Origin of the sequence: Micromonospora sp. NPDC048835 (assembly GCF_040649995.1) — a bacterium.
In the GTDB taxonomy this organism is placed as follows: Bacteria; Actinomycetota; Actinomycetes; order Mycobacteriales; family Micromonosporaceae; genus Micromonospora.
Window position 1 is genome coordinate 84,146 of sequence record NZ_JBEZGM010000012.1, and the last position, 26,300, is coordinate 110,445.

Annotated in this window: 27 protein-coding genes and 1 pseudogene; 17 read left to right on the forward strand and 11 right to left on the reverse strand. The window is 71.1% G+C overall.

Annotated elements, in window-relative coordinates; genetic code table 11:
* Positions 1-14: 14 nt before the first annotated feature.
* Positions 15-242, forward strand: coding sequence for a hypothetical protein (locus AB0C15_RS16660; RefSeq protein ID WP_357352692.1), 228 nt, complete (start codon positions 15-17; stop codon positions 240-242).
* Between the two features lie 84 nt (positions 243-326).
* On the opposite strand, the gene AB0C15_RS16665 is transcribed toward AB0C15_RS16660, so the two are convergent.
* Together AB0C15_RS16665 and AB0C15_RS16670 are read right to left on the reverse strand one after the other, a co-directional pair.
* A complete protein-coding gene (locus AB0C15_RS16665) occupies positions 327-1,079 on the reverse strand; it encodes a GH25 family lysozyme (protein ID WP_357352694.1) in 753 nt (250 codons plus the stop codon).
* Positions 1,080-1,203: 124 nt separating this feature from the next.
* The gene (locus AB0C15_RS16670; RefSeq protein ID WP_357352697.1) at positions 1,204-1,755 is read right to left on the reverse strand and encodes a Uma2 family endonuclease; all 552 of its coding nucleotides are present in this window, start codon (positions 1,753-1,755) and stop codon (positions 1,204-1,206) included.
* 101 nt (positions 1,756-1,856) lie between these two features.
* Here AB0C15_RS16670 and AB0C15_RS16675 point away from each other — a divergent pair, with 101 nt between their 5' ends.
* From AB0C15_RS16675 to AB0C15_RS16690, 4 genes are all read left to right on the forward strand, one after another.
* Positions 1,857-2,600, forward strand: coding sequence for a M50 family metallopeptidase (locus tag AB0C15_RS16675; RefSeq protein WP_357352699.1), 744 nt, complete (start codon positions 1,857-1,859; stop codon positions 2,598-2,600).
* Between the two features lie 161 nt (positions 2,601-2,761).
* Positions 2,762-3,745, forward strand: a complete 984-nt coding sequence (locus AB0C15_RS16680; protein WP_357352701.1) for a 2-dehydropantoate 2-reductase N-terminal domain-containing protein — start codon at positions 2,762-2,764, stop codon at positions 3,743-3,745.
* 61 nt (positions 3,746-3,806) lie between these two features.
* A complete protein-coding gene (locus AB0C15_RS16685; RefSeq protein WP_357352703.1) occupies positions 3,807-4,307 on the forward strand; it encodes a SigE family RNA polymerase sigma factor in 501 nt (166 codons plus the stop codon).
* Positions 4,300-5,154 (forward strand): hypothetical protein, encoded by an 855-nt coding sequence (locus AB0C15_RS16690; protein ID WP_357352705.1) that lies wholly within the window; start codon positions 4,300-4,302, stop codon positions 5,152-5,154. The genes AB0C15_RS16685 and AB0C15_RS16690 overlap by 8 nt, the downstream gene beginning before the upstream one ends.
* Before the next feature lie 221 nt (positions 5,155-5,375).
* Here the strand turns inward: AB0C15_RS16690 and AB0C15_RS16695 are convergent, their stop codons facing one another.
* Positions 5,376-6,959, reverse strand: a complete 1,584-nt coding sequence (locus AB0C15_RS16695) for an acyl-CoA carboxylase subunit beta (RefSeq protein WP_357352707.1) — start codon at positions 6,957-6,959, stop codon at positions 5,376-5,378.
* Between the two features lie 84 nt (positions 6,960-7,043).
* Here AB0C15_RS16695 and AB0C15_RS16700 point away from each other — a divergent pair, with 84 nt between their 5' ends.
* Together AB0C15_RS16700 and AB0C15_RS16705 are read left to right on the forward strand one after the other, a co-directional pair.
* Positions 7,044-7,919, forward strand: coding sequence for a biotin--[acetyl-CoA-carboxylase] ligase (locus AB0C15_RS16700; protein ID WP_357352709.1), 876 nt, complete (start codon positions 7,044-7,046; stop codon positions 7,917-7,919).
* A 173-nt stretch (positions 7,920-8,092) separates the two neighbouring features.
* Entirely contained in the window at positions 8,093-8,665 is a 573-nt protein-coding gene (locus AB0C15_RS16705) for a PH domain-containing protein (RefSeq protein ID WP_357352711.1), read from the forward strand.
* 44 nt (positions 8,666-8,709) lie between these two features.
* Here the strand turns inward: AB0C15_RS16705 and AB0C15_RS16710 are convergent, their stop codons facing one another.
* The 3 genes and pseudogenes from AB0C15_RS16710 to AB0C15_RS16720 all read right to left on the reverse strand — a co-directional run bounded on the left by AB0C15_RS16710 (position 8,710) and on the right by AB0C15_RS16720 (position 11,071).
* Entirely contained in the window at positions 8,710-9,465 is a 756-nt protein-coding gene (locus tag AB0C15_RS16710; protein WP_357352713.1) for a MaoC/PaaZ C-terminal domain-containing protein, read from the reverse strand.
* Positions 9,462-10,169, reverse strand: a complete 708-nt coding sequence (locus AB0C15_RS16715; RefSeq protein ID WP_357352715.1) for a GtrA family protein — start codon at positions 10,167-10,169, stop codon at positions 9,462-9,464. The genes AB0C15_RS16710 and AB0C15_RS16715 overlap by 4 nt, the downstream gene beginning before the upstream one ends.
* A 63-nt stretch (positions 10,170-10,232) precedes the next feature.
* Positions 10,233-11,071: pseudogene (locus tag AB0C15_RS16720) on the reverse strand (GtrA family protein).
* Positions 11,072-11,206: 135 nt separating this feature from the next.
* Between AB0C15_RS16720 and AB0C15_RS16725 the strand changes: the two are divergent.
* The 4 genes from AB0C15_RS16725 (at position 11,207) to AB0C15_RS16740 (ending at position 16,430) form a co-directional block, all read left to right on the forward strand.
* Positions 11,207-13,051: a phosphoenolpyruvate carboxykinase (GTP) gene (locus AB0C15_RS16725; RefSeq protein ID WP_357352717.1), complete on the forward strand. Its 1,845-nt coding sequence runs from the start codon at positions 11,207-11,209 to the stop codon at positions 13,049-13,051.
* Between the two features lie 37 nt (positions 13,052-13,088).
* Positions 13,089-13,946 carry a hypothetical protein gene (locus AB0C15_RS16730; protein ID WP_357352719.1) on the forward strand — a complete coding sequence of 286 codons (858 nt, stop codon included), beginning with the start codon at positions 13,089-13,091 and terminating at the stop codon, positions 13,944-13,946.
* Between the two features lie 539 nt (positions 13,947-14,485).
* Positions 14,486-15,628 (forward strand): geranylgeranyl reductase family protein, encoded by a 1,143-nt coding sequence (locus AB0C15_RS16735; protein WP_357352720.1) that lies wholly within the window; start codon positions 14,486-14,488, stop codon positions 15,626-15,628.
* Positions 15,629-15,659: 31 nt separating this feature from the next.
* On the forward strand, positions 15,660-16,430 hold the full coding sequence (locus AB0C15_RS16740; protein ID WP_357352721.1) for an isoprenyl transferase: 771 nt from the start codon (positions 15,660-15,662) through the stop codon (positions 16,428-16,430).
* Between the two features lie 44 nt (positions 16,431-16,474).
* Here the strand turns inward: AB0C15_RS16740 and otsB are convergent, their stop codons facing one another.
* The 3 genes from otsB to AB0C15_RS16755 form a co-directional block, all read right to left on the reverse strand.
* On the reverse strand, positions 16,475-17,299 hold the full coding sequence (gene otsB, locus AB0C15_RS16745; RefSeq protein ID WP_357352723.1) for a trehalose-phosphatase: 825 nt from the start codon (positions 17,297-17,299) through the stop codon (positions 16,475-16,477).
* A gap of 67 nt (positions 17,300-17,366) precedes the next feature.
* Positions 17,367-17,720 (reverse strand): hypothetical protein, encoded by a 354-nt coding sequence (locus tag AB0C15_RS16750; protein WP_357352725.1) that lies wholly within the window; start codon positions 17,718-17,720, stop codon positions 17,367-17,369.
* A 162-nt stretch (positions 17,721-17,882) separates the two neighbouring features.
* Positions 17,883-18,326 carry an XRE family transcriptional regulator gene (locus tag AB0C15_RS16755; RefSeq protein WP_357352727.1) on the reverse strand — a complete coding sequence of 148 codons (444 nt, stop codon included), beginning with the start codon at positions 18,324-18,326 and terminating at the stop codon, positions 17,883-17,885.
* 264 nt (positions 18,327-18,590) lie between these two features.
* Between AB0C15_RS16755 and AB0C15_RS16760 the strand changes: the two genes are divergently transcribed.
* From AB0C15_RS16760 to AB0C15_RS16785, 6 genes are all read left to right on the forward strand, one after another.
* Positions 18,591-18,935 carry a hypothetical protein gene (locus tag AB0C15_RS16760; RefSeq protein WP_354995764.1) on the forward strand — a complete coding sequence of 115 codons (345 nt, stop codon included), beginning with the start codon at positions 18,591-18,593 and terminating at the stop codon, positions 18,933-18,935.
* Between the two features lie 31 nt (positions 18,936-18,966).
* Positions 18,967-19,302 (forward strand): hypothetical protein, encoded by a 336-nt coding sequence (locus tag AB0C15_RS16765; RefSeq protein WP_030328854.1) that lies wholly within the window; start codon positions 18,967-18,969, stop codon positions 19,300-19,302.
* A gap of 411 nt (positions 19,303-19,713) precedes the next feature.
* Positions 19,714-21,129 (forward strand): PhoH family protein, encoded by a 1,416-nt coding sequence (locus tag AB0C15_RS16770; RefSeq protein WP_357352729.1) that lies wholly within the window; start codon positions 19,714-19,716, stop codon positions 21,127-21,129.
* 277 nt (positions 21,130-21,406) lie between these two features.
* Complete coding sequence (locus AB0C15_RS16775) at positions 21,407-22,084, forward strand: lytic transglycosylase domain-containing protein (protein ID WP_357352731.1); 678 nt, start codon at positions 21,407-21,409, stop codon at positions 22,082-22,084.
* A gap of 105 nt (positions 22,085-22,189) precedes the next feature.
* A complete protein-coding gene (locus tag AB0C15_RS16780; RefSeq protein WP_357352733.1) occupies positions 22,190-22,843 on the forward strand; it encodes a rhomboid family intramembrane serine protease in 654 nt (217 codons plus the stop codon).
* Between the two features lie 106 nt (positions 22,844-22,949).
* On the forward strand, positions 22,950-23,918 hold the full coding sequence (locus AB0C15_RS16785) for an NAD(P)/FAD-dependent oxidoreductase (RefSeq protein WP_357352920.1): 969 nt from the start codon (positions 22,950-22,952) through the stop codon (positions 23,916-23,918).
* Positions 23,919-24,192: 274 nt separating this feature from the next.
* Here AB0C15_RS16785 and AB0C15_RS16790 read toward each other — a convergent pair whose 3' ends face one another.
* The gene (locus tag AB0C15_RS16790) at positions 24,193-25,131 is read right to left on the reverse strand and encodes a DMT family transporter (protein ID WP_357352922.1); all 939 of its coding nucleotides are present in this window, start codon (positions 25,129-25,131) and stop codon (positions 24,193-24,195) included.
* Between the two features lie 29 nt (positions 25,132-25,160).
* Positions 25,161-26,192, reverse strand: a complete 1,032-nt coding sequence (gene glpX / locus AB0C15_RS16795) for a class II fructose-bisphosphatase (protein WP_357352735.1) — start codon at positions 26,190-26,192, stop codon at positions 25,161-25,163.
* Positions 26,193-26,300 lie beyond the last annotated feature (108 nt).

Sequence of the window (26,300 nt, forward strand, 5' to 3'; positions counted from 1 at the left end):
GAAGGAGGCACGACATGGGTTACCGACGGAGGGACGCTCGGCCCCGGCTGGCACTGTGGATGCTCGTGGCGCTCGGCGACGCGATCCTGCTGCTGGTCAGCGCGGGGGTTTCGGTGCTCGTCGCACTGCTCGGCGTCGTGATGGTTGCCGGCTTTGGTGTGGCCGCCTGGCGGTTGACCCGCAGGGGCACGCTGGCTCGTGAGGACGCTGTGGTGCCGGCCCTGAGCCGGCGACGGGCCTGACCCGTACCCCGGTGGTGTGGCGGCAGCCGGACCGATTGTCGACCGTGCTGGTGACCGTCGATCCCGCTGCCGCCAACGGCCCGGTCAGGTGTTGTTGGCCAACGCGATCAGGCGGCTCCGGTCGCCGTTCCAGTAGTTGCGGTCCACGTTGCCGCTGATCCCGGAGACCACGCCGGTGCTGGTGTACTGCCAGAAGCTCCACACCGAAGCCCCGGCCGGCAGCGCGCCGGGCGTGCTCGACCAGCGGGCCAGCCAGAGCGGGTGGTTCGCCCACGGGCCGGTCCAGCTGCCGGTGCACTGGTTCCACCAACTGGTGGTGGTGTAGATGACCGCGTACCTGCCGGTGCGGGAGCGGTAGGTGTTCAGGAAGTCCTGCACCCAGTTGCGCATGCCGGTGGTGCTGAGCCCGTAGCAGTAGCCGCCGCTGTACGGGTTCGCCTCGATGTCCAGCGCGGCGGGCAGGGTGCGGCTGTCCGCCGACCAGGCGCCACCGTTGGAGGCCAGGTAGGCGGCCTGGGTCGAGCCGGCGGAGATGTTCGGGCGGGCGAAGTGGTACGCCCCGCGAATGACCCCCGCGTTGTACGAGTTGACGTAGTTGGCGTTGAAGTTCGGGTCCTTGTAGCTGGTGCCCTCGGTCGCCTTGATGAAGGCGAACTCGATGCCGGCGTTGCGGACGCTGGTCCAGTTGATGCTGCCCTGGTAGCGGGACACGTCGATGCCTGCGGTGGTGGCGGCGGCCGCCGGTCCGGCGGTCGCGACCAGGGCCGCCGCCGCGGTGGCGAGGGCGGTGAGGCCGGCCGCGAGCGCGCGGCGCAGCGATGATGAGGTACGGGCCATGAGTGCCTCCAAGGACGTCGCTCTATCGACATCCATCTTTGGAGGTAAGTGCCCTAGATCGCAAGTGCGGTTGAAAAAAGCTTCAACAGTGGGGCGTGCAGAAACCCTGCCGAGGCGGAACGGATCAGCGCAGGGTGGCCGGGTCGAGCTGCCAGCGGAACGGCTCCACGATGCTCAACGTCTCGCCAGCCTTGGCGACCTGGTCCTCGACGTAGTGCTCACCGTCCAGCCGGTACAGCCGCAACGAGTGCCCCTCCCCGTCCTGCTCGACAAGCAGATACCAGGGGATTCGCGCGATGGCGTAGAGCTGCATCTTGAGCAGACGATCGGCGGCGGCGTTACCCGGCGAGACGACCTCCCCGACCAGGCGCACCCGGTCAGCGTCGAGGAAGGTGCCCTCCTCGTCGTCGTCGGTCACGACGAGGTCCGGGATGACGACCCGGTCGATGCCGAGCCGAACGTTGATCGCGTCGTAGACCAGGAAGCCGCGAGGCTCTGCTGCGGCCTCGATGCTGTTCGCCAGCCGGCGCGACACCCGCTGGTGCCGTCGGCTCGGGGCAGGGCTCGCCAGCAGGCTCCCGTCGAGCAGTTCGATCCGGTCCGGCGTCTCGCCCAGGGCGAAGTAGTCGGCTTCGGTCCACAAACCGATGTGCGGCTCCAGAGGTGCAGTGCTCACCGACGTTCACCTCCCGCTTCACTCGCCACCCGATCAGTTTCACAGGATACGAGCCGGTGCCTCGGGAGCGACACGGAACGCCGCCGGTAGGCTCGCGCCCCATGATGTCGATCGACGGGCTGAGCGACCTGTGGGACACGCTGTTCGGCGCGCAGCCGGACCCGCCCGCGCTACTGGTGCTGATCACCGGGGTGGTCGCGCTCGTGGTGGTCTCCACCCGGCTGCCGTGGCGGATCGCCCGTAACGCCATCACCATCGCGCACGAGGGCGGGCACGCCCTGGTCGCCCTGCTCACCGGCCGCAAGCTGCGCGGCATCCGGCTGCACTCGGACACGTCCGGGCTGACGCTCTCCGCCGGCCGCCCCACCGGGCCGGGCATGATCCTCACGCTGCTCGCCGGGTACGTCGCGCCGCCGCTTGTCGGCCTGGCCGGCGCCTGGCTGCTCGGCGGCAACCGGATCACCCTGCTGCTCTGGGTGGCCGTGGCGCTGCTGCTGGCCATGCTCGTCCTGATCCGCAACGCCTTCGGGGTGGTGTCGCTGCTGGTCACCGGGGCGTTGGTGTTCGCCGTCTCGTGGTACGCGACGCCACAGGTCCAGGCCGCGTTCGCGTACACCGGGGTGTGGTTCCTGCTGCTCGGTGGGGTGCGGCCGGTGGTCGAGCTGCAACGACTGCGCTCGCGGGGCCGGATGCCCGCCTCCGACGCCGACCAGCTCGCCGGGCTCACCCCGTTCCCGCCGCTGTTCTGGGTGGGGGTCTTCGCCCTGGTCAACGTGGCGGCGCTGATCGCCGGCGCGCTCCTGCTCGCCGGCCCGTTCCTCCCCGAAACCGGCCCGACCGTCTGAGGCTCTCGCTCCTTCCCCTCTCAGTCGATCTTGGAGTTGTGGTGGGCCGCAAAAGCCCTAATTCGGATACATTCGGGCACCACAACTCCATGATCGACGACGCGGGGCGGCGGGACGGGCACGGCAAGGGCCGGCGGGGTGCGGGCGGGCAGAATGGGGTCATGCGATACGTGATCATCGGGGCGGGCGCGGTCGGCGGGACCATCGGCGTGCGGCTGGCCGAGGCCGACCGGGACGTGACAGTGGTGGCCCGCGGTGCTCACCTGGACGCGATCCGCGCGCGGGGTCTGACCCTGCGACAGCCCGACGGTGAGATCACCGCCCGGCTCGCGGCGGTGGACCGACCCGGTGACCAGCCACTGCCGCCGGACACCGTGCTGGTCCTCACCGTGAAGTCGCAGGACACCGCCGCCGCGTTGGCCGCCTGGGTGGACGCCCCGGTGGTCGGCGGGGGCACGGCGGGCGAGCGCCTGCCACTGGTGACCGCGCAGAACGGGGTGGCCAACGAGCGGGCCGCGCTGCGGCTCTTCGCCGACGTGCACCCGGTCTGCGTCTGGTTGCCGGCCACCCACCTGGACCCAGGCGTAGTCGTCGCCAACGGGTACCCGCACCCCGGGATGCTCCACATCGGTAGGTACCCGGGTGGCGTCGACGACACCGACCGGGCGGTCGCCGCCGACCTGACCGCCGCCGGTTTCGTCGCCCCGGTCCGCACCGACGTGCTGCGCTGGAAGTACGGCAAGCTGCTCAGCAACCTCGGCAACGGCCTACAGGCGCTGCTCGGCCGGGACATCCCGGACGCGCTTGTCCAGCGGGTACGCGCCGAGGGTGTCGCCGCGCTCGCCGCCGCTGGCATCGCGCACACCTCGCCGGAGGAGGAGAAGGCCGAACGGGGCGATCTGGTCGGGCAGCGCCCGGTCGACGGCGAGGCCCGCTCCGGCGGCTCCACCTGGCAGAGCCTGGCCCGGGGCACCGGCTCCACCGAGGTCGACCACCTCAACGGGGAAATCGCGCTGCTCGGCAGGCTGCACGGCGTGCCGACGCCGGCCAACGTCGCCGTGCAGCACGCGGTACGCCTGGCGGTCCGGGAGCGGATCGCCGCCGGCACGTTCCCGCGCACCGAGTTGGAGAAGATGATCGCCTGATCGGGGCAACCGGCGACCCGGTCCGGTGCGTGTTCCCAGCGACCGACACGGGGAGGTTCGGGTGCCGGACGTCGACGGGTTCGACGAGTTCTACCGGGGGAGCCGGCAACGACTTCTCGGGTTCGTCTACGCCCTCACCGGCGATCGGGGCGAGGCGCAGGACGCCGTGCAGGAGGCGTACGTCCGGGCGTGGCAGCGCTGGTCGACGGTGAGCGCGTACGACGACCCGGAGGCGTGGGTGCGGGTGGTGGCCAGCCGGATCGCTGTCAGCCGGTGGCGCAGCCTGCGCAGTCGGGCCCGTGCCTACCTGCGGCACGGTGCGACCGAGTCGGTTCCCGGGCCGGGCACCGACACCGTCGAGGTGGTCGCCGCGCTGCGTCTGCTGCCCGAGGAGCAACGCGTCGCGATTGCCCTGTACTACCTGATGGGTATGCCGGTCGCCGAGGTGGCGCGGGAGACCGCGGCCCCGGTGGGCACGGTCAAGGCCCGTCTCTCCCGGGGGCGTGCCGCGCTCGCCGGTCTGCTCGCCGTCTCTGACCTGGAGGAGGCTACCGATGCGTGACGATCCGACCCTCGTCGAACAGATCCAGCGGGACCTGCAGGACGTGCGCTGGCTCGGCCCGGAGGAGATCCGCGCCCGGGGCCGTCGTCGCAGCCAGCGCAGGATCGTGGTGGCCACCGTCGTGCTGGCGCTCACCGGTGCCTCCGCCGTCGCGGTCGCGGCTCCGCGGAACTCCCCGTCGCCGGCCCTGCCGGTCGCGTCCGCCTCGCCGACCCGGCACGAGATCAGCACCGACGCCCTGCTCCAGCCAGCCGACCTGCCGCAGCAGGTCGATGTGCAGCTCAGCCAGTCCGGGCTCGGTGAGCCGGTCCAACTGGATCACGGCCTCGACTACTGCCGGACGAGCCAGGGGCGCTCGGACGGCCGGAAGATGTCCATCCTGTCCCGCTCGCAGACCCTGGTGCACAAGCAGTCTCCGAGCGTTGCCACGCAAAGCAAAGGCGTGTTCACGCAGGATCTCTTCCGGATGGTGCCCGAAGCGGCCACGCAGCTCTTCGCCGAGCTGGACGAACTGGTCGCACCCTGCGCCGAGTGGCGCAGCGTCGGGCCGGTGAAGACGGCAGAGGGCATCCGCACGATGGAGGCGGTCCACCGGTGGGCGGTGGTGCAGCGGGACTTCGCCGGGGACGACGCCGCCATCCTGCGGGACTCGCTCAGCGCCCCCCGGGACGTGCAGACCGGGCAGGCGCTCGCCGACGATCCGTCGCCCATCCTGCTGGCGGTCGTCCGGGTCGGCGACAGCGTCTCGGTGCTCCACCCCTGGACGGGGGGCACCGAGGCGGAACTCGTGCAGCTCGCCGTGGTCTCCGCGGCGCGGATGTGCGCCGCCGCCAACCCGCCCTGCTGACCCCCGCCCGCGCGGCGGAGGCCCGCCCGCGCGGCGGAGGCCCGCCCGCGCGGCGGAGGCCCGCCCGCGCGGCGGAGGCCCGCCCGCGCGGCGGAGGCCCCGCCTGGTGGCCATGATCCGATGTTGCTGGGACCAGGCGCGGACAAGACCCAGGCCACAGGGCAGGCCAGGCCAGGGCAGGCCAGGGCGGGCAGGCCAGGGCGGGCGGGCTGGGCAGCGCTCTACAGCGGGATGTTGCCGTGCTTCTTGGGCGGCAGGGTCTCCCGCTTGGTCCGCAGGACGCGCAGTGCCCGCACGATCTGGCTGCGCGTCTCGTGCGGCGGGATCACCGCGTCGACGTACCCGCGTTCGGCGGCCACGTACGGGTTGGCCAGGGTGTCCTCGTACTCGGCGATCTTCTCGGCCCGGACCGCCGCCGGGTCCTCGGCGTCGGCAAGCTCGGAGCGGTAGAGGATGTTCACCGCGCCCTGCGCGCCCATCACGGCGATCTGCGCGGTCGGCCACGCGAAGTTCAGGTCCGCGCCGAGGTGCTTGGAGCCCATCACGTCGTACGCCCCGCCGTACGCCTTGCGGGTGATCACGGTGACCTTGGGGACTGTCGCCTCGGCGTACGCGTAGATGAGCTTGGCGCCGCGGCGGATGATGCCGTCCCACTCCTGACCGGTGCCGGGCAGGAAGCCGGGCACGTCCACGAAGGTCAGCACCGGGATGTTGAACGCGTCGCAGGTGCGCACGAACCGGGCGGCCTTCTCCGAGGCGGCGATGTCCAGGGTGCCGGCGAAGTGCATCGGCTGGTTGGCCACCACACCGACGGGTCGCCCCTCCACCCGGCCGTAGCCGACCACGATGTTCTGCGCGTAGAGCGGCTGGACCTCCAGGAACTCCGCGTCGTCGAGGACGTGCTCGATCACCGTGCGGATGTCGTACGGCTGGTTGGCCGAGTCCGGGATCAGGGTGTCCAGTTCGCGGTCCTCGTCACTGACCTCGAGCGACGCGGCTGCCTCGACCACCACCGGCTCGTCGAGGTTGTTCGACGGCAGGTACGACAGCAGCGCCTTGACGTAGTCGACCGCGTCCTCCTCGTCGCTGGCGAGGTAGTGCGCGTTGCCGCTGCGGGAGTTGTGCGTCCGCGCGCCGCCCAGCTCCTCCATGCCGACGTCCTCGCCGGTCACCGTCTTGATCACGTCCGGGCCGGTGATGAACATGTGCGAGGTCTTGTCGACCATCACGGTGAAGTCGGTGACCGCCGGGGAGTAGACCGCGCCGCCGGCACAGGGCCCCATCACCAGTGAGATCTGCGGGATGACGCCGGAGGCCCGCACGTTGCGGAAGAAGATCTCGCCGTAGAGGCCGAGCGAGACGACGCCCTCCTGGATGCGTGCGCCGCCGGAGTCGTTGATGCCGACCACCGGGCAGCCGATCTTCATGGCCAGGTCCATCACCTTGACGATCTTCTCGCCGAAGACCTCGCCGAGTGAGCCACCGAAGACCGTGAAGTCCTGCGCGAAGACGCACACCTGCCGCCCGTCCACCGTGCCGTAGCCGGTGACCACGCCGTCGCCGTACGGGCGGTTGCGCTCCAGCCCGAAGGCGGTGGACCGGTGCCGGGCCAGCTCGTCGAGTTCGACGAAGGAGCCCTCGTCGAGCAGCATCTCGATCCGCTCGCGGGCGGTCTTCTTGCCGCGCGCGTGCTGCTTCTCCACGGCACGGGCCGACCCGGCGTGGACCGCCTCGTCGACCCGGCGCTCCAGGTCCGCCAGCTTGCCCGCGGTGCTGTGCATGTTGGTCCCGGTCTCGGTAGTCACCCAGGGAATATAACGATGGTTCAGGTGGGTGCCGCTGTGCAGTACGCCTCAGTGTCGACCGGGGCACCGCCGTAGGCTGGCGGAATGCCGGGCTCCCCGTACACCGATCTGAACCGCCCGCCGCTGTCGGCGGCCCGGCTGCGCCGCGCGTTGGTCGCGCCGAACGGGCCCTGGGCCCGGTTGGAGCTGCACGCCGAGACCGGTTCCACGAACGCCGACGTGGCCGAGGCCGCCCGCGCCGACGAGCCCGAGGGCCTGGTCGTGGTCGCCGAGCGGCAGACCGCGGGGCGTGGCCGGCGCGGTCGGGTCTGGCAGTCGCCGGCGAGGGCCGGCATCGCGACGAGCGTGCTGCTGCGGCCCGGCGAGGCCGTGCCGGAGCGCGGCTGGCTGCCGGCGGCCCCCACGGGGTACGGGTGGCTGCCGTTGCTGGCCGGCGTGGCGCTCGTCGAGGCGGTGGCCCGGCTGGCCGAGCTGGAAGCCACCCTCAAGTGGCCGAACGACCTGCTGATCGACGACGCGAAGTGCGCGGGCGTGCTGGCCGAGGCGGTGCCCGGACGGTCGCCCGACCAACCGCCGGCGATCGTGCTGGGCATCGGGCTGAACGTGACGTTGCGCGCCGATGAGCTACCGGTGAATCCGACCGGGCTGCCGGCCACCTCACTCCAGCTTGCCGGTGCGGTGGCCACCGATCGGGATCCGCTGCTGCGGGCGTTGCTGCGGGCGGTCGCCGACTGGTACGACCGTTGGCGCTCGGCGGGCGGCGACGCGGTGGCCAGCGGCCTGCGCGACGCCTACCTGGCGGCCTGCGCGACGGTGGGCCGGGAGGTACGCGTCCTGCTGCCCGACGGCGACTCGCTGACTGGCACCGCCACCGGGGTGGACCCGGACGGCCAACTGATGGTCACCACTCCGACCGGCACCCGAACCCTGGCCGCCGGTGACGTCCTGCACCTCCGCTGACCATCCCACCCCGCGATCTTGCGGTCGCTGTCCCGGCGGATCGGGTGAAGGCCGCGCAACGACCACCGCAAGTGCAGGATCACGGACAGCGGGTGGGGCCGCGTGGCGGATGTTGTGCGGGGGAGTGGGGGGTTTACCGTCTGCGCGTCCAGAAAATCGCGTTGGAGGTTCCCGTGGCGTTTCCCGAAGACGTGCTCACCGAGGATGAGCATGTCGTGCTGCACCTGCACCCGCACTGGAAGGCGTTGATACGGCCGATCGCGGTGCTGGTGTTGGCCATCGCCGCGGTGGTGGTCGGCGTGCTCCTGTTGCCCCAGAGCGGCGGTGGTTCGATCGCGCTGGCCGTGATCGGGGCGGTCGCCCTGGTCGCGGTGCTCTGGCTCGGTCTGTGGCCGTTCCTGGTCTGGCGCACCACGCACTACCTGTTCACGAACGAGCGGGTCCTGCTCCAGCAGGGTGTCTTCTCCCGGGACCGGCGGGACCTCCCGCTCGCCCGGGTCAATGACCACTCGATGAACCAGCGTTTCGTCGAGCGCCTGCTCGGCTGCGGGACGCTCACCATCGAGTCGGCAGGTGAGCGCGGCCAGTCGGTGCTCGCCGACGTGCCGGACGTCGGCAGGGTGCAGACCAAACTGTACGAGCTGGTCGAGGCGCAGCACGACAAGCACTCGCTCGGCGACGGCGAGATGCGCGACATGCTCGCCGACATGCAGGACGGCAAGTCCTTGCGCGACACCACGAGCTGAACGGGCCGGTAAGGACCCGCCCCTGCCGCGAGGCCGGGGGCGGGTCAGCCGGGTGAGCCGCTGCGGCCGGTCGGGCTGCCGTCGGACGAACCGACGGGGGACGGCTCCGCCGCGAGCGGGCCGCTGTCGAGCTGGTCAGCGTCGGTCGGGGCAGCACCGGCGGTGTCGGCGGGACCGGCCTCGGCGGAACCGGCCTCGGTGGGGCCGGGCTCGGTGGGGCCGGGCTCGGCGGGGCCGGGCTCGGCGCGGTCTGCCTCGACGGGATCTGCCGCGGTGGGGTCTGCCTCGGCGGGGTCCGCCTCGACCGGGCGCACGGCGAACCAGCCACGGAAGCGGGTCCGCAGCACCTCCTGCTCGGGCCGGTCGTCCGGGCCGAGGCGCAGCATGGTGCCGGTGAGGCTGACGGTGCCGAGCCCGGGGCGGGCGGTCGACGGTCGAGCGCCCATCACGTCCACCCGGACCGCGAGCCGGTCGCCGGCCCGCACCGGGGCGAGCCAGCGCAGCTCCTCCAGACCGGGGGACGCGTCGGCGGCGGCCCGGGACAGCAGGTGGTCGACGTAGGCGCGCATGAACAGACTGACCGTGTAGAACCCGCTGGCGATCAGACCGCCGTGTCGGCTCGCCGCGGCCAGATCGGGATCGACGTGGTACCACTGCGGGTCGAAGCGGCGGGCGAACGCGACCATCTCGTCGGCGTCGACGGTGACCACGCCGAGGTCGACGGTGAGCCCGGGGACGAGGTCCTCGAAGAACAGCTCTGCCGGTCGCCCCGTGCCGGAGCGGGTGTCGGGCGTCGTCACCGGCGGGGCACGCGGCGGGTGCTGACGCGAAGCTCCGCGGCGAGTTCCGCGTCCAGATCGGCGGCGGGGCTGACGCTCAGTCGGGTGGGTCGGCCCTGAGTGGGTGCGCCGGGTGGAGGGTCGGCGCGTTGCGCGGACTCCGACTCCTCCAATTCGGACACGGACTCCGCCAACTCGGCGACCGGGTCCATCTCGGCCATGGTGTCCCACTCGTCCCGCGGAATGCTGTGCCAGGTGTCCTCGGGCTTGGCGGCCTCGTCCTGGGGCGGTGCGACGGGTTGGAAGACGAAGGTCCGGTACGACCAGAACCGGAACAGCGTGGCGAGCAGGACGCCGACGGTCTTGGCCAGATTCAGCGCCAGCAGACCGTGTACGCCGAGGCCGTACTTGGCCGCCGCCACGGCACCCAGCTCAATGAGCAGACCAGCGCCGTTGAAAAGGAAGAAAAGGAGATATTCCCGGCGAAGCGCTGATTTCGGGCGATCACGGTACGTCCAGTGCCGATTCATGAGGTACGACGTGATCGTGGCGACGATGGTCGCGATCACCGTCGCCTTCAACTGCCCATTGACGAAAACCGTCAGTGCGAGGGCGTTGAACACCGCGTAATTGATGACGGTGTTGATGCCGCCGACGATGCCGAACTTGAGCGCCTCGTGGATGAACTTCTGCCAGCGCTCAGGCAGCAGACGGACAAGACGCATGCGAAACACCTTAGGGCAGTCGGTGCGGCCGGCGATCACCGGCCGAACGAGATGGGCGGCAGGTCACGCCCTGTGGTCAGGGTCGGGATTCACCTGCGGAACGGTCGGGGTTCCCGCTTCGACGAAGACGAACCGCCGGTAGGACCAGAATCGGAACAGCGTGGCGAAGCCGGTGCCGACGATGTAGCTGGCGAGGTTGTCCGCCAGGCGCGTCTGGAACACGGCCGGCCAGATGGCTCCGAGACCGTAGCGGCTGAGCGCGAGGCAGGCGACCGTGATGCCGAGCCCGACCGCGTTGAAGAAGAAGAAGAGAGCGTACTCGCGGGCCGCGTTGCTGCGCTGGCGGTGCCGCCAGGTCCAGAACCGGTTGCCGACGAAGGCGACAGTGGCCGCGATCACCGTGGAGATCGTCTTGGCGGTCAGCTCCTCGACGCCGTGTTTGCTCGTCAGGTAGTTGAAGAGCGCGAAGTCGACGAGGAAGGCGAAGCCACCCACGGTGGCGAATTTGCTCATCTCGCGGAGCAGGTGACCGAAGCGGTCGAGCAGCATGCCGACGAGACCCCGTCGGGTCTGCCGGGGACCCGGTTGCTCCCCGGTCATCGTGGCGGCCACGGAGGGAGCCTACCGGCTGCCGGCCAGTCGCAGGGGTAGCAACGGCAAGCGGGCGTGGTCTCCCGAAGAGCCCAGCGCCACGTGCGTAACCGTTGCACAGAGCGTAGCCAATTGGGAGGACTGAGCCGGCACGGAACGGGAATCCCCGCATCGGTCGGCGGGGCAGGTCCACGGCCCGACCGCAACAAGCGTCCGCCGGGGTGCACAACAAGATTTGCGTGAAACTGCGCGGGAAAGCGGGTATCAGCTCGTGATGCCGCAGCGAGGCCGTAGCTTGTGCAGTTCTTCACAACCTGTCCCACTGACTCGGAAGGCTGCCCGGTTTACGCTGAGGCCAATCCCAGGTTCCACGAAGGCGACGCATAGCGCCGCCGAGTCTCGTGCATCCCATAGATCGGTCAGCGTCGACCACAAGGAGATGTGTCATGGTTGCTCCGGCTGTTGTGCGGGGTATTGATCAGGCCCCGACGTCCCATCCGAAACTGCTCGCCTGGGTCCGTGAGGTCGCGGAACTGACCACCCCCGACCGTGTCGTCTGGGTGGACGGCTCCGACGAGGAGTGGCGTCGCCTCACCGACGAGCTGGTCGAGGCCGGCACGCTGATCCGGCTCAACCCGGAGAAGAAGCCGAACTCGTTCTACGCGCGTACCGACCCGTCCGATGTCGCACGGGTCGAGGAGCGCACCTACATCTGCTCCGTCGACGAGGCGGACGCCGGCCCCACCAACAACTGGATGGCGCCGGCCGAGATGAAGCGGACGATGACGGATCTGTACCGGGGCTCGATGCGCGGTCGCACGATGTACGTCATTCCGTTCGTGATGGGCCCGGTCGAGGCGGAGTCGCCGATGTTCGGTGTCGAGATCACCGACAGCCCGTACGTGGTCGCCTCGATGCGCATCATGACGCGGATGGGCACCCGGGTTCTCGAGGCCCTGGGCGACGACGCGGACTTCGTGCACGCCCTGCACTCGATCGGCGCGCCGCTCGCGCCCGGTCAGCAGGACGTCGCCTGGCCGTGCAACGAGACCAAGTACATCTCGCACTTCCCGGAGACCCGGGAGATCTGGTCGTACGGCTCCGGTTACGGCGGTAACTCGCTGCTGGGCAAGAAGTGCTACTCGCTGCGGATCGCGAGCGTGATGGGCCGGGACGAGGGCTGGCTCGCCGAGCACATGCTGATCCTCAAGATCACCTCGCCGGAGGGGCGGGTCTACCACATCGCCGGCGCGTTCCCGTCCGCCTGCGGCAAGACCAACCTCGCCATGGTGGAGCCGACGATTCCTGGCTGGAAGGTCGAGACCATCGGCGACGACATCGCCTGGATGCGGTTCGGCCCGGACGGCCGCCTCTACGCGGTCAACCCGGAGTACGGCCTGTTCGGCGTCGCGCCCGGCACCGACTGGAAGACCAACGCCAACGCCATGCGCACCCTGGACCGGGGCAACTCCGTCTTCACCAACGTCGGCCTCACCGACGACGGCGACATCTGGTGGGAGGGCATGGGTGAGCCGCCGGCGCACCTGGTCGACTGGAAGGGCAACGACTGGACGCCGGAGAGCGACAGCTTGTCCTCCCACGCGAACAGCCGGTTCTGCACCCCGATCACCCAGTGCCCGATCCTCGCCGACGAGTACTTCGACCCCAACGGCGTACCGATCGACGCGATCCTCTTCGGCGGCCGCCGCAAGGACACCGTCCCGCTGGTCACCGAGGCCCGCGACTGGGTGCACGGCGTCTACATGGGTGCGACGCTCTCCTCGGAGACGACCGCCGCCGCGTCCGGCGCCGTCGGCGTGGTCCGGCGGGATCCGATGGCGATGCTGCCGTTCATCGGCTACCACGCCGGGGACTACTTCCGGCACTGGATCGAGATGGGCAAGGGCACCGACGGCGACGAGTCGAAGCTGCCGAAGATCTACTACGTCAACTGGTTCCGCAAGGACCCGGACGGCTCGTTCCTCTGGCCGGGCTTCGGGGAGAACTCCCGGGTGCTCAAGTGGGTCGTCGAGCGGATCGAGGGCACGGCGGACGCCGTCGAGACGCCCGTCGGCATGGTCCCCGCGCCGGACGCCCTGGACGTCGAGGGCCTGGACATGACCCCGGAGGACGTGCGGATCGCGCTGAAGGTCGACCCGGACGAGTGGCGCAACGAGCTGCCGATGATCACCGAGTGGTTCGAGAAGTTCGGTGACAAGCTGCCCGGCGTGCTCTGGGCCGAGTTGGACGCGCTGCGGGCACGCCTGGACGCCGCGCAACCGCAGCGATAGGTGTGAACGAGCCCCCTCGCGGGCAACATCGGATGTCATGACGACGGCCGCCGAGACCCAGGTCCGGCGGCCGTCCGCCGTCCGGGTGCTCACCATCCTGCTGGCGACGACGGCGGCGGCCACCGTCGTGGTCGAGCTGCTCAACTGGTGGTACGCCCCAGAGCAGGGCTTCGGGCTGGCCGTCCGCACCGGCTGGGCCATGCTGCGTTCGTTCGGCTTCCTGCTGCTGATCGGGCATGTCCGACGGGGTCGTACGGTGGCCCGCCCGTTCGGGCTGATCCTCGCGGTCACCACGATCTTCGCGGTCGGCCGGCTCATCGTGCCCCGGCAGGGGGTGCCGCCGCTGCCCGGCCTGCTCGGCTTCGCCATCCTCACGGCCCTCTGTGTCGCGGTGGTCTGGCTGCTCTACCGCTCGTCGGCGTTGGCCGGGCACCTGGTCCGGCACCGTCCACGCCTCGTCATCGACTCCGACGGCATCTCCTGGCGGGAAACCCCACCACGCCGACCACAGGCCAGCGCCTGGTTGTTGACCAGCCGGGTGGCCGCCTTCACCTACAGCCCGCTGATGCTGGTGCCGGCCCTGGTCGCCGGTGGGTCCATCCTGGACGGTCGACTGACCGCGGTGCCGGCCGTGCTCCTCTGGTTCGGCGCGGGCATCACGGCCAGCTACGCCGTGCTGTTCTGTACCGCGTTCCTGATGCGAGGCAAGGACTGGGCGCGCCGCCTGCTTGTCGTCGTCACTGTGGTCGTACTCGCCGTGGATCTGCCGCTGTGCTGGTGGTTGCTGGGCGTGGACGGCCTCATCCGCGACGGCGCCCCGCTGGTGGCGGCCGCTGGGCTGGCCCTCTACGGCCTCCGCCGAGCCGCCCGCACCCCCGACGCCACACCAGCCTGAACCCCAACCCTGACCGGGCGGGGACCCCATCGATGCCACTGGCCGGCGCCCCGGCGGCCGACCCAGCCCGGCACCCCGCGCGGGGCCCGGCCCTGACCAGCCCGGGCCTTGACCAGCCCGGGCCTTGACCAGCCGGGCCTTGACCAGCCCGGGCCCTGACCAGCCCGGGCCCTGACCAGCCCGGGCCCTGACCAGCCCGGGCCCTGACCAGCCCGGGCCCTGACCAGCCCGGGCCCTGACCAGCCCCTGCCCAGCCACCCCTTTGCTCTGCACCGCCCTTTGCTCTGCACCCATATAGGCGACGGTCACGGACGGTAACCGTCGCGTATGCGGGTGCAGAGCAAAGGGCGGTCGTCAGTCCTTTCGGTCCCGTGCGGCAGCGGCCTTCACAGGCGGGCAGGGGGCAGGATGGCGGGTGGCGCCGGTCACAGCGCTCGGCGTCGGGGCGGCTTCGGAGATCGGCGGGCGGGCGGCCGGAGGGCCGACCGGACCGCTCGACGGGAGCGGCCGCGCCGCGTCGGACCGGAGGGAGGCGCGCGGTGGACGACGAGTTCGACGTGGTGGTGGTGGGGGCGGGGCCGGCAGGGGCGGCTGCCGCGCTGACGGCACGCCGGGCGGGGGCCAGCGTGCTACTGCTGGACCGGGCCGACTTTCCCCGGGACAAGGCGTGTGGTGACGGGATCGCCGCGCACTCGGTGGACGTGCTCGCCGAGCTGGGGGTGACCGAGGCCGTGGCGGGGTACGCGCCGCTGCCGGCGTTACGCATGATCGCGCCGGGTGGCGGTGCGGTGGCTCGGGCGCTGCCCCGGCCCGCGTACACCGTGCCCCGGGAGGTCTTCGACGCCCGGCTGGTGGCGGCCGCCGTGTCAGCGGGCGCGCAGCTGCGTCGGCACACCGTGCGCCAGGTCGAGCCGCGCGCCGACCGGGTGGTGCTCGACGGGCAGGTGTCCGGCCGGGTGGTGATCGGCGCGGACGGCGCCGGGTCCGTGGTACGTCGGGCGCTCGGCCACCAGCAGAACCCGGACCGGCATCTCGCGCTTGCCATCCGGGGCTACGCTCCGGCGCTGCCGGGCCCGTCCGAGCAGCTCATCGTCACGTCGAAGGCACGCTGGCCGGCGTACGCCTGGTCGTTCCCGATCGGCGACGGTCGGGCGAACGTCGGGTACGGGGAGGTGCTGCGCGGTGAGCCGCTGAGCCGCGCGTACCTGCTGGACCGGCTGGCCGCGCTGCTGCCCGGCACCGACCTGGCGACCGTGACCGCGTTGCGCGCCCATCATCTGCCGCTCTCCACCCACCGGCCGACGCCGGGGCGGGGGCGCACCCTGCTGGCCGGGGACGCGCTGTCTCTGATCAATCCGTTCACCGGCGAGGGGATCTTCTACGCGTTGCTCTCCGGCGCGCTGGCCGGGTCGGCGGCGGCCCGTTCGCCCGAGAGCGCCGCCGGGCAATACGCCAACGGGTTGCGTCGCCGCCTCGGCACCCACCTGCGGCACAGTTCGGTCGCGGCCTGGCTGGCCCGGCGGCGTCGGGTGGTGGACGCGGCGGTCCGGGCCGCCCGTCGGGACGACCGGGTGTTCTACGACGTGGTCGAGCTGGGTCTGGGTGACGGCCGGCTCACCGGACGTACGCTGGCGATGATCGGCATCGGTCTGCGCGGCGGGGATGGGGCTCCGAGGCAGTGAACTGGGGCGTGGGTCGCTACGCTGCTAGGTGATGACGCTGCGGAACCTTATCTACTCCGTGTACGAGCGCCGGCTCACGGCGAAGCTCGCGGGTAAGCCGGTGCCCCGGCACGTCGGGGTGATGTGTGACGGCAACCGTCGCTGGGCGAGGGAGATGGGCTTCGTCGACCCGAACGACGGGCACCGGGTCGGCGCGGCGAAGATTAAGCATGTCCTCGGCTGGTGTGACCAGGCCGGTGTCGGGCACGTGACCCTATATCTGCTGGCCACCGACAACCTGCGTCGCCCGGCGAGCGAGCTGGACCCACTCCTCAAGATCATTGAGGATCTGGTGGTGGAGTTGTCCGAGGAGGGCAACCCGTGGCGGCTGCGCATCGTCGGGGCGCTCGACCTGCTGCCGGCACAGACCGCCACGGCGCTCAAGGGCGCCGAGGAGCGCACCCGTGACCGCACCGGTGGCGCGGAGGTCAACATCGCGGTGGGCTACGGCGGTCGCCGGGAGATCACCGACGCGGTCCGGTCGCTGCTGCTGGAGTACGCCGCCACCGGCGGCACGCTCGAGGAGTTGGCCGAGGTGCTCGACGTCGAGCACATCGCCGAGCACCTCTACACCCGAGGTCAGCCCGACCCGGATCTGGTCATCCGCACAAGTGGTGAGCAGCGGCTGTCCGGCTTCATGCTCTGGCAGTCCGCGCACTCGGAGTTCTACTTCTGCGAGCTCAACTGGCCGGATTTCCGGCACATCGACTTCCTGCGGGCGCTGCGCTCGTACGCCACCAGACAACGCCGCTACGGCGCCTGACCCGGCGGCGACGTCGTCCGTCTGTCGCCGCCGGTCAAGGTCGGTCAGGGCAGGTGGGTCAGCGCCCGGGTGAGGAAGTCGCCCAAGGCTGCCGGCGACTCGATGGTCAGGTCGGCGGCGTTGGCCACTTCCTGTCCGGTCTCCGGGTTGGCCACCGCCACACAGACGCCGAGGAAGTCCGGATCGGCGGCAGCGCGGGCGCGCAGCGCGGCGAAGGCCTTGATGTCGGAGACGTCGTCGCCGAAGTACCAGGCGCCGGTGGCGCCCTTGATCGCCTCGCCGATCACCATGCCCTTGTCCCGGTCGACAGGTGGCTTGAGCTCCAGCACCATCCGCCCGGCCTGCGAGCGCAACCCCAGGCGGTCGGCCTGCGCCTGCCCCCACTGCTGCACGGTCGCGCCGAGTTGCGGGGCGGTACGCCAGTGCAGCGCGACGGAGAGCCGCTTGTACTCCACGAGCGTGCCGGGCGGCAGCTCCGCCCGAGCCAGGTCGGCCAGCTCCTCCATGGTTGGCACCCAGGGCAGCGCGGCCGGTTCGGTGACCGTCTCGCCACCGGAGTGGCTGTGCTCCAGCCCGTAGAGCCCGTAGAGGTCCACGCCGACGAGCCCGCCGAGCTGGTCCCGGAGGAACTCGACGGGTCGGGCGGAGACGATCGCGACCCGCTGCACGACCGGGGCGAGTGCCTCGATCGCAGCCAACGCCGAGGGCGCCGCGCGGACCGCGGTCGGATCGTCGTCGACTGGCGCGAGCGTGCCGTCGAAGTCGAAGAAGAGCACGGTTCCGGCCGCCCGACTGGCGGTTATCCGCCAGGCGTGGTCGGCGTTCAACGGGGTCCTCGGCTGCTGATTGCCCAGATTCAACGGCGGCACGCGCGTCAGCGTACCCCGGCGATCCAGGCTCATTCCTGGCCGAGTGAACCCGTTTCGCGGTACGCGATCAGCGTTCGGCGGCTCCTCGTCCGCGCCGGCCGAACGGCACCACAGCCGCCTCCTGGCCGTGGCTCAACAGGTAACCCTCGACGAACCCGGTGTTGCGATCGCCGGTGTGGTTCTCGATCTCGTTGAGCCGGGCCACCAGGAACTCGGTGAGCGCGCTGAGCCGGTTGTTCAGACGCTCGTGCAGCTCGGCGACGACGGCCAGGACGACCGCGGTGCCGGCGGTGATGAGCGCAAAGAGGTTGACGAGCAGCGGAAGCTGCCCGCCGTCGACCGCGAAGGTCACTGTGTTGCCGGTCGCCCAGAGTGTCAACGACACCGTTGCGACCACGACTGCCAACCACTTCAGGGTCATGGACAGACCCCTCCTTCTGTCCCGCAGGGCTGGGTTCGGCCTTGTCCCGTCCCCCCGCCGATGACGAGCCCAAGCAGTACGAATAGGGACGCTAGCGTGCCCGTTCCGACCCCGGAGGCAAACGAATGAACCTGACCAGGCGTTCTTTCGCCATCTGAGGAACTAGCCTGCCTGATTGCCCCTTTTTCGGACATCGACCGGCAACGTTGGGCGGTATGCGAGGTATCTAATGGTTTCGCGGATGTGGAACTTCTCCGCATCCGACACCTGCGGATCGATCAGCCGGCGCAGCAACGCCTCCACGTCCGGGTCCATCGGAGGGGCGGCCTGGCCGGTCCGCGGGCCGGCGGCGGTGCGGTCCCAGCCAAGCGCGGCGAAGGCGGCGGCCGGGTTGAGGCCCAGGCCCTCACAGAAGGCGACCACCCGTTCGGCCTCCGGGTCGCTGGCCCAGTCGCCGCGGACCCAGCGGTTGATGGTCTGCCGGGAGACGCCGGTACGCCGGGACACCTCGGTGCCGCTCCAGGCTCGGGTCGCCCGTGCCTCGTCCAGGGCCCGTCGGACGAAGGTGGCGAAGGCGATCTTCCGCGCATTGGCCGTCTCGGTCACCCCGTGACGGTACGGCCAGCCGACTGCGGCTGCGCGCCCCGGCTCGCCACTGTCACGCGGACGTGACGAAGGCTTCGGATTTCCGGTAAACGAGTCAGTGTCACTGTTGAGGGGTGTCACGCGGGCAGAATAGATGAACGTAGTGGCAAACGTAAGCGGACGAAAAGCTGATACTGTCACGCCCATGGGACAATCTACGGTGTGTCACGTGCATGAGACGATTGGTGCTCGCGTGCGTCACGCCCCCGGTGCCGGGGGGTCGAGGTGACCGAGCTCGCCACCCGCGCCCAGGCCTTCGGGCTGATCGCCGAGGGGGTCGCCGCAGGGCTCACCGCCCCCTGGCGCCTCTACCTCGCCCGAGGCTGCCGCTACCTGTCGCTGAGCGTCGGCGACCGTGCCGAGTGGAACGCCTGGCGTACCCATCTCGGCTGCCCGGAGCTGAGCGTCCGGGTCTACGACGCCGGCGGTGAGATCCGCCGGTCCTCGGTCGCCGAAATCGTGCTCGACGGCTGCCGGATCAGCGTCGAACTGGTCGAGGAGGTCAGCACCGACGACCTGGACCGGCTACTCGTCGCCGACCCCACCACCATCGAGCCGGAGGAGCGATGACCTGGCGTCCGGGCTGGGCCGGAGCTGCCCGATGAGCCCGTTCCTCGCGGTGTTCCTCGTGCTGGTGCTCGGGGCCACCAGCTACGCGGCCGGGCGGCTGCACGGCCAGCTCAGCTACCGCATCGGCTACCGCTTCGGTTACCGACAGGGCTACTTCGACGGTGACCGGGGCGCCTGGAACCGACGTCGTCGGGACGCCCAGGCGGCCATCGCCTCGGCCCTGTCGGTCTCGCCGGCCGGGGTGGTCCGCTCCGCCGGTGCGGTCGCCCGCCCCGGCACCACGTACACCGGCTCGTCGTTCAGCGCGCCGGCCGCCCCGATCACCGGGCGGCACCCGACCGGCACGCTCGTCCGACGTACCGGGTGAGGTCGGGCGGCGGGTCACGCCCGCCGACCGGCGCCACGAACGCGGTGCGTCGTCCGCGGCGGACACGCACCGTCGGGGTCACGTCAGACCGGTGACGGTGGCCCCACCGGCCGGGATGCGCGCAGGGGGCATGCATCCCGGCCGGTTCACACCGGCCCGCCACGACGGAAGCGCTGGTGACAGCCACGGCGGGCGGCTGTTCGCGCATCCGACTGCGGAGATCCACGTTCGGCCTCTAGCCGGACGGGTCCGGCGGGGCTAGCGTCTAGGCATGGCACGGGGTTCTCCCGAGCCAGCCGGTCCGCCCGGATCTGCGACCTCGCGCACGGGGTTCCGCATCCGACCCCGTGTCCCCGGGCACCGGAGGAGGCGGAACGCGGGTGGCGGGTGCCCATCCGTCGGAGCAGGCCTGTGACGACTCGCCGTACCCCTGCCGGTGCCGACCAGACCCCGGCCGCGACTGCCACGACCCGCCGCGCCACCAGGAGCCGCCGCTCGGCGGCCGCCGAGCCGGCCGACCCCAAGGAGCCACGACCAGCCGGCCAGGCATTTGTCCTGGACACGTCGGTGCTGCTCTCCGATCCGGCGGCGTTCCACCGGTTCGCGGAGCACGAGGTGGTGCTGCCTCTGGTGGTCATCACCGAACTCGAGGGCAAGCGCCACCATCCGGAGCTGGGCTGGTTCGCCCGGCAGTCCCTGCGGATGCTCGACGACCTGCGGGTCCGGCACGGCCGGCTCGACCGGCCGGTGCCGGCCAACGACGTCGGCGGCACCCTGCGGGTGGAGCTGAACCACACCGACGACGGCGTCCTGCCGCCCGGGTTCCGCACCGAGAGCAACGACGCCCGGATCCTCTCCGTCGCGCTCAACCTCGCCGCCGAGGGGCGGGAGGTGACCCTGGTCAGCAAGGACATGCCGCTGCGGGTCAAGGCGGCCTCGGTGGGTCTGCGCGCCGACGAGTACCGGCACGGCCAGGCCAGCGACCCGACCTGGACCGGTATGTCGGAGCTGGAGTTGAGCGAGGAGCAGATCGGCCAGTTGTACGCGGGCGAGACGCTCGACCTCGACGAGGCGGCCGGGCTGCCCTGCCACACCGGCCTGGTGCTGCACTCGGGGCGTGGCTCCGCACTCGGTCGGGTGCTGCCGGACAAGTCGGTGCGTCTGGTCCGGGGCGACCGGGAGGCGTTCGGGCTGCACGGCCGCTCGGCTGAGCAGCGGATCGCTCTCGACCTGCTGCTGGACGAGTCGATCGGGATCGTCTCGCTCGGTGGTCGGGCCGGCACCGGTAAGTCGGCGCTGGCGCTCTGCGCCGGGCTGGAGGCGGTGATGGAGCGCCGTCGGCACAAGAAGGTGATCGTGTTCCGCCCGCTGTACGCCGTCGGTGGCCAGGAGTTGGGCTACCTGCCGGGCTCGGAGTCGGAGAAGATGTCGCCGTGGGCCCAGGCGGTCTTCGACACGCTCGGCGCGGTGGTGCACGAGAACGTGCTGGAGGAGGTCACCTCGCGGGGCATCCTGGAGGTGCTGCCGCTGACCCACATCCGGGGGCGCAGTCTGCACGACGCCTACGTGATCGTGGACGAGGCCCAGTCGCTGGAGCGCGGAGTGCTGTTGACCGTGCTCTCCCGGATCGGGCAGGGCTCCCGGGTGGTGCTCACCCACGACGTGGCCCAGCGGGACAATCTGCGGGTGGGCCGGCACGACGGGGTGACGGCCGTCATCGAAGCGCTGAAGGGTCATCCGCTCTTCGCGCACGTCACCCTCAGCCGTTCGGAGCGCTCGCCGATCGCCGCCATGGTCACCGATCTCCTGGAGGACATCCCGAGCTGAGTGGATGATTTGGGGGCCTTTGTCCTGATTCTTGATGTGGCCCAAATCACAATCAGGCTGGTCGGTTTCCCAACAGACTCACTGTGCGCAATCGTGTCCCACGAGCGCCCACGCACCACTGGAATCGTCGGTAATCGTTCGTTCCGCGACGAACGACATCGGCGCCGGTCGGTGCGTCGGTGCGACCGGCATCCGGTCGGGGCGCTCGTGGCACGGCTGACGGCCCGACGGTGGCCGCGCCGCGCCACGTCCTTGCTCCCGACGAAGGGACCACTTCGTGAGTCGGCTGTGGAGCCGGTTGGGTGCCCGTACGGCTGCTGTAGCGCTGCTGTCCGTGGGCGTTGCCGGTGGTTTCTACCTGGGCGAAGACCGGGAAACCCAGCAACAGGGCCTGACCGACAAGGTCAGCGTCGAGGTCGACCGCGCCGACTTCGCGTACCTACGCGAGCGGCAGGCCGCCCACCAGGTGCAGACGTCCAAGCAGCGGGCCGCCGAGTACCAGGCCAAGCTGCGGGCGGCCCAGGCCGCCAAGGAAGCCGCCGAGCGGGCCCGCAAGGCCGAGGCCGCAGCGGCGTCCCGTAAGCGCGAGCGCGACGCGGCCAACGCGGCCGCCAAGCCGTACACCGGAAAGATCCCGGCGTCCTGCGCCGAGTTCAGCGGCAACCGCAAGGTCGGCTGCGCCCTGATGATCGACAAGGGCTTCGCCATCGCCGAGTTCCCGTGTCTGGAGAAGCTCTGGACCAAGGAGAGCGGCTGGAACCACAAGGCCAGCAACTCGTCCTCCGGGGCGTACGGCATCCCCCAGTCCCTGCCGGGCAGCAAGATGGGCACGGTCGCGTCCGACTGGCGCACCAACCCGGCCACCCAGATCATCTGGGGCCTGGGCTACATCAAGGGCAAGTACAAGTCACCGTGTGGCGCCTGGACCTACTTCCAGAACAACGGCCACTACTGACGGCGTCCGAAGGCGGGGCGGGTGATGACCACCCGCCCCGCCTTCGCGCGTACCCGGACGGGACGTGAGTGGCGGTCGGCCGCTTTTGCTGATAGCAGTTGTGGAGTGAGCCTGCACCCGCCAAGCGGCGACCCGTTCCGGTTCGGCACCGAGGCGTTCTACGCCTCGCTCGGCCGGGCCTTCGTCGCCATGTGCGCGGTGGTCCCGTTCCTCTTCCTCATCGAGGCCGTCGACCAGGGGCTCGCGTTCGGCCTGGACGCCACCGCCGGCATCATCCCGCAACGGATCGACGGGTTGGACGGGGTGTTCTTCTCCCCGTTCCTGCACCACGGCTTCGACCACCTCTACAGCAACAGCATCCCGCTGATCCTGCTGGGCACCTTCGTCCTCGCCGCCGGCGCCCGCCGGTTCCTCTGGTCGACCCTGGTCATCATCCTGGTCAGCGGGCTCGGCGTGTGGTTCACCGGCTCACCCAACTCGGTGGTGGTCGGCGCCAGCGGCGTCATCTTCGGCTACCTGGGCATCCTGCTGACCCGGGGCATCGTCGAGCGCAGTTGGTGGAACTTCGCGGTCTTCCTCCTGGTCGGTCTGCTCTACGGCTGGCAACTGGTCGGCATCCTCCCCACCGACGAGCGGATCTCCTGGCAGGGTCACCTGTTCGGCCTGCTCGGCGGGGTGGTGGCGGCGATCCTGTTCCGTCGGCGGCGACCGGCGGTGGACGGCCCCGACTACACCGGTTCGACGCTCAGCCTGCCCTGACCCGATTCTCCGGCGCGCCCCTGGGACGTGCTTGCCCGACCGTCGCCGCCCGCCTACGGTCGAGATCAGCACGCGTTGATCCGTGAGCGGAAAGCGACGGTACGCCATGCGCGAGGTCGATGTCGCCGTGATCGGGGCCGGTCCGGCTGGCCTCTTCGCCGCGTACTACGCCGGGTTCCGGGGGCTGTCGGTGGCGCTCATCGACGCGTTGCCCGAGCCGGGCGGCCAGGTCACCGCCATGTACCCGGAGAAGCTGATCCTCGACGTCGCTGGTTTCCCCGCGGTCAAGGGCCGTGACCTGGTGGCCAATCTGGTGGCGCAGGCTGCCCCGTTCAATCCGCAGTACCTGCTCGGCACCCGGGCCGAGAAGCTCGCCTACGCCGACGGCCGCCCGGTGCTCGGCCTGGCCGGTGGCGAGCAACTCGGGTGCGGCGCGGTCGTGGTCACCGGCGGCCTCGGCAGCTTCAGCCCACGGCCGTTGCCGTGCGCCGACGGGGCCCCCGGCTCCGGGATCGTCTACTTCGTGACCGAGCCCACCGAGCTGACCGGTCGGGACGTGCTGATCGTCGGTGGCGGCGACTCCGCCTTCGACTGGGCGCTGGCCCTGCAACCGCTGGCCCGGTCGGTGACCCTGGTGCACCGACGGGAGAAGTTCCGGGCCCACGCCTCGACTGTCGCCCGGGTGCTCTCGCTGCCGGTGCGGGTGGTGGTCAACGCGGAGGTCACCAGGCTGCTCGGGGAGGGCGCGGTGACCGGCGTCGAGGTGACCGTACGCGGCGGCGCGACCGAGACGTTGCCGGTGGACGTCGTGGTCGCCGCCCTCGGCTTCACCGCCGACCTGGGCCCGCTCGCCGAGTGGGGGCTCCGGCTGGACCGCCGGCACATCCTGGTGGACAGCGCGATGGCCACCAACCTGCCGCGGGTCTTCGCGGCGGGCGACATCACCGAGTACCCGGGCAAGGTCCGACTGATCGCGACAGGCTTCGGCGAGGCGGCCACGGCCGTCAACAACGCCGCCGTGGCGATCGACCCGAGCGCACACCTCTTCCCCGGCCACTCCTCCGACGCCGGCTGACCGTCGAGCCTCTCGCCCCGGCCCCGGCCCCGGCCCGGCTCCCGCCGCCCCGGCTCCCGCCGCCCCTGCCCCGCGGGCCCCTGCCCCGCCGGCCCCTGCCCCGCGGGGCCCTGGCCCGCGCCGATCTTGCACTTTGTGTTGTCGAAACGCGCCTTTAGGTCCGAATTGCCGCAGCACTAAATGCAAGATCGGCGCGGGCGCGGGGGCGGGGGCGGGGGCGGGCGCGGGGGCGCGGGGGCGCGGGGGCGGGGCGGGTTAGTGGGGGCGGGGGCGGTTAGCGGCGGGCTGGGGGTGCCAGGGCGGCGATCAGTACGGCGACCATGGTCAGCGCCGCACCGAGCAGGGTGTTCACCCCGGGGTGCGAGGCCGCGGTGGGGAGGATCAGGTCCAGCAGGACGGCGCCGACGATCTGACCGGCGATGGTGGCCAGGCCGAGCAGCAGCACACCGGTGAAGCGCACGATCGCGGCGGCGATCGCGATGAAGACGATGCCGATCGGGCCACCGAGGTAGAGCCACGGTTCGGTCGGTAGGTGACCGGTGGGCCAGCCGCGTACGGCGATGTCGATCGCGAACGCGACGAGGAGGGTGAGCGTGCCGACGCCGAAGTTGACGAGGGTGGCGGTCAACGCGCTGTCGGCGGCTGCCCGCACCCGGCCGTTGACGGCCTGTTGCCAGGCGATTCCCACCCCGGCGAGCAGCGGCAGCAGGGCCAGCGCCAGCGCGCCCAGGTCGCCGAAGCGGTCCCCGACCGCCAAGCCGACCGCCAGCACGGTGAGCACGGCGCCGGCCATCCGCTGCCTGGTGATCGGCTGTCGGCCGGTCGGCCCGATCCCGGCCCGGTCCACGGCGAGGCTGCTGCCGGTCTGGCCGGCCACCACCGCCACGGTGAACACGGCCACGCCGAGCGTGCCGATGGTGAGCCCCTGGGTGGCCACCAGGAAGGCCCCGCACATTCCGCCGAGGCACTGCCACGGCCGTAGCGCGCCCGTCCGCAGCGCCTGCCGGGTCGCGATCAGCCCGCGCCGGCCGCCGGGGGTCGCGGGTACCAGCACCAGCAGCACCAGCAGGCCGATGCCGAACGAGACCACCGCGGCGGCGAAGCCGTCGTCGAGGCGTACCCCCAACTCGCCGTTGATTCGCGACTGCACCGCCACCGCGACCCCGGAGGCCGACGCCAGCGCGACGCCGGTGATCCGGCGGGTGGCCGACAGGATCTGTGGGGTCGCCGTGTCGGTTGGTGTCACTCCTGCTCGGCCAGCGGACGACCGTCGAAGTCGACAGCGGAGTAGAGGGCCAGCTTCTCCAGCCGGTGGTACGAGTCGATTACCCGGATGGTGCCGCTCTTCGAGCGCATCACGATCGACTGGGTGTACGCGCCACCCGCCCGGTACCGCACCCCGCGCAGCAGGTCGCCGGAGGTGACCCCGGTCGCCACGAAGAAGCAGTTGTCGCCGGTGACGAGGTCGTCGGTGGCCAGCACCCGGTCCAGGTCGTGCCCGGCGGCGATCGCCTTCTCCCGTTCCTGGTCGTCCTGCGGCCAGAGCTTGGCCTGCATGGCACCGCCCATGCACTTGAGCGCGCACGCGGAGATGATGCCCTCCGGGGTGCCGCCGATGCCCATCAGCACGTCGACGTCGGACTCGCCCCGGGCCGCCGCGATGGTGCCGGCGATGTCACCGTCGGAGATGAACCGGATACCCGCCCCGGTCCGGCGGATCTGCGTCACCAGATCGTCGTGGCGGCTGCGGTCCAGCACGCAGACCGTCACCTCGGAGACGTCGGTGCCCTTGACCTTGGCGATCCGGCGCAGGTTCTCGGCGACGCCGGCGTTGATGTCGATCACGTCGGCGTACGCCGGCCCGACGGCGAGCTTCTCCATGTAGAACACCGCGCTGGGGTCGAACATCGCTCCCCGTTCGGAGACGGCCAGCACCGCCACGGCGTTCGGCATGCCCTTGCTCATCAGGGTGGTGCCGTCCACCGGGTCGACCGCGACGTCCACCTCCGGGCCGGTGCCGTCACCGACGTGTTCGCCGTTGAAGAGCATCGGGGCGTTGTCCTTCTCGCCCTCGCCGATCACCACCACACCGCGCATCTGGATCGAGTTGATCAGCTTGCGCATCGCGTCGACCGCGGCCCCGTCGCCGCCCTCCTTGTCGCCCCGCCCTACCCACCGGCCGGCTGCCATCGCGGCAGCCTCGGTGACCCGGACCAGATCGAGGGCAAGGTTTCGGTCGAGATCCTGCGGGATCCGCGTCCTGGTGTTCGTCATGACGGCTACTCCTCCTCGCGACGGTGCGGGGACGACCGGCGGCAGGGAGGCCCCCACTGCCGGCTTTGTCGCTGATCCTCACACGATGGCCGACCGGGCGTCGGCGCG

What these genes read in the sequence shown, in the direction of transcription:
- AB0C15_RS16715 (WP_357352715.1), bottom strand. Translation starts at nt 10,169, where the DNA reads ATGCGTCTTGTCCGTCTGCTGCCTGAGCGCTGGCAGAAGTTCATCCAC.
- AB0C15_RS16730 (WP_357352719.1), top strand. Translation starts at nt 13,089, where the DNA reads ATGACGACGGCCGCCGAGACCCAGGTCCGGCGGCCGTCCGCCGTCCGG.
- AB0C15_RS16680 (WP_357352701.1), top strand. Translation starts at nt 2,762, where the DNA reads ATGCGATACGTGATCATCGGGGCGGGCGCGGTCGGCGGGACCATCGGC.
- AB0C15_RS16765 (WP_030328854.1), top strand. Translation starts at nt 18,967, where the DNA reads ATGAGCCCGTTCCTCGCGGTGTTCCTCGTGCTGGTGCTCGGGGCCACC.
- AB0C15_RS16750 (WP_357352725.1), bottom strand. Translation starts at nt 17,720, where the DNA reads ATGACCCTGAAGTGGTTGGCAGTCGTGGTCGCAACGGTGTCGTTGACA.
- AB0C15_RS16690 (WP_357352705.1), top strand. Translation starts at nt 4,300, where the DNA reads ATGCGTGACGATCCGACCCTCGTCGAACAGATCCAGCGGGACCTGCAG.
- glpX (WP_357352735.1), bottom strand. Translation starts at nt 26,192, where the DNA reads ATGACGAACACCAGGACGCGGATCCCGCAGGATCTCGACCGAAACCTT.
- AB0C15_RS16660 (WP_357352692.1), top strand. Translation starts at nt 15, where the DNA reads ATGGGTTACCGACGGAGGGACGCTCGGCCCCGGCTGGCACTGTGGATG.
- AB0C15_RS16740 (WP_357352721.1), top strand. Translation starts at nt 15,660, where the DNA reads ATGACGCTGCGGAACCTTATCTACTCCGTGTACGAGCGCCGGCTCACG.
- AB0C15_RS16725 (WP_357352717.1), top strand. Translation starts at nt 11,207, where the DNA reads ATGGTTGCTCCGGCTGTTGTGCGGGGTATTGATCAGGCCCCGACGTCC.
- AB0C15_RS16700 (WP_357352709.1), top strand. Translation starts at nt 7,044, where the DNA reads ATGCCGGGCTCCCCGTACACCGATCTGAACCGCCCGCCGCTGTCGGCG.
- AB0C15_RS16665 (WP_357352694.1), bottom strand. Translation starts at nt 1,079, where the DNA reads ATGGCCCGTACCTCATCATCGCTGCGCCGCGCGCTCGCGGCCGGCCTC.
- AB0C15_RS16675 (WP_357352699.1), top strand. Translation starts at nt 1,857, where the DNA reads ATGATGTCGATCGACGGGCTGAGCGACCTGTGGGACACGCTGTTCGGC.
- AB0C15_RS16785 (WP_357352920.1), top strand. Translation starts at nt 22,950, where the DNA reads ATGCGCGAGGTCGATGTCGCCGTGATCGGGGCCGGTCCGGCTGGCCTC.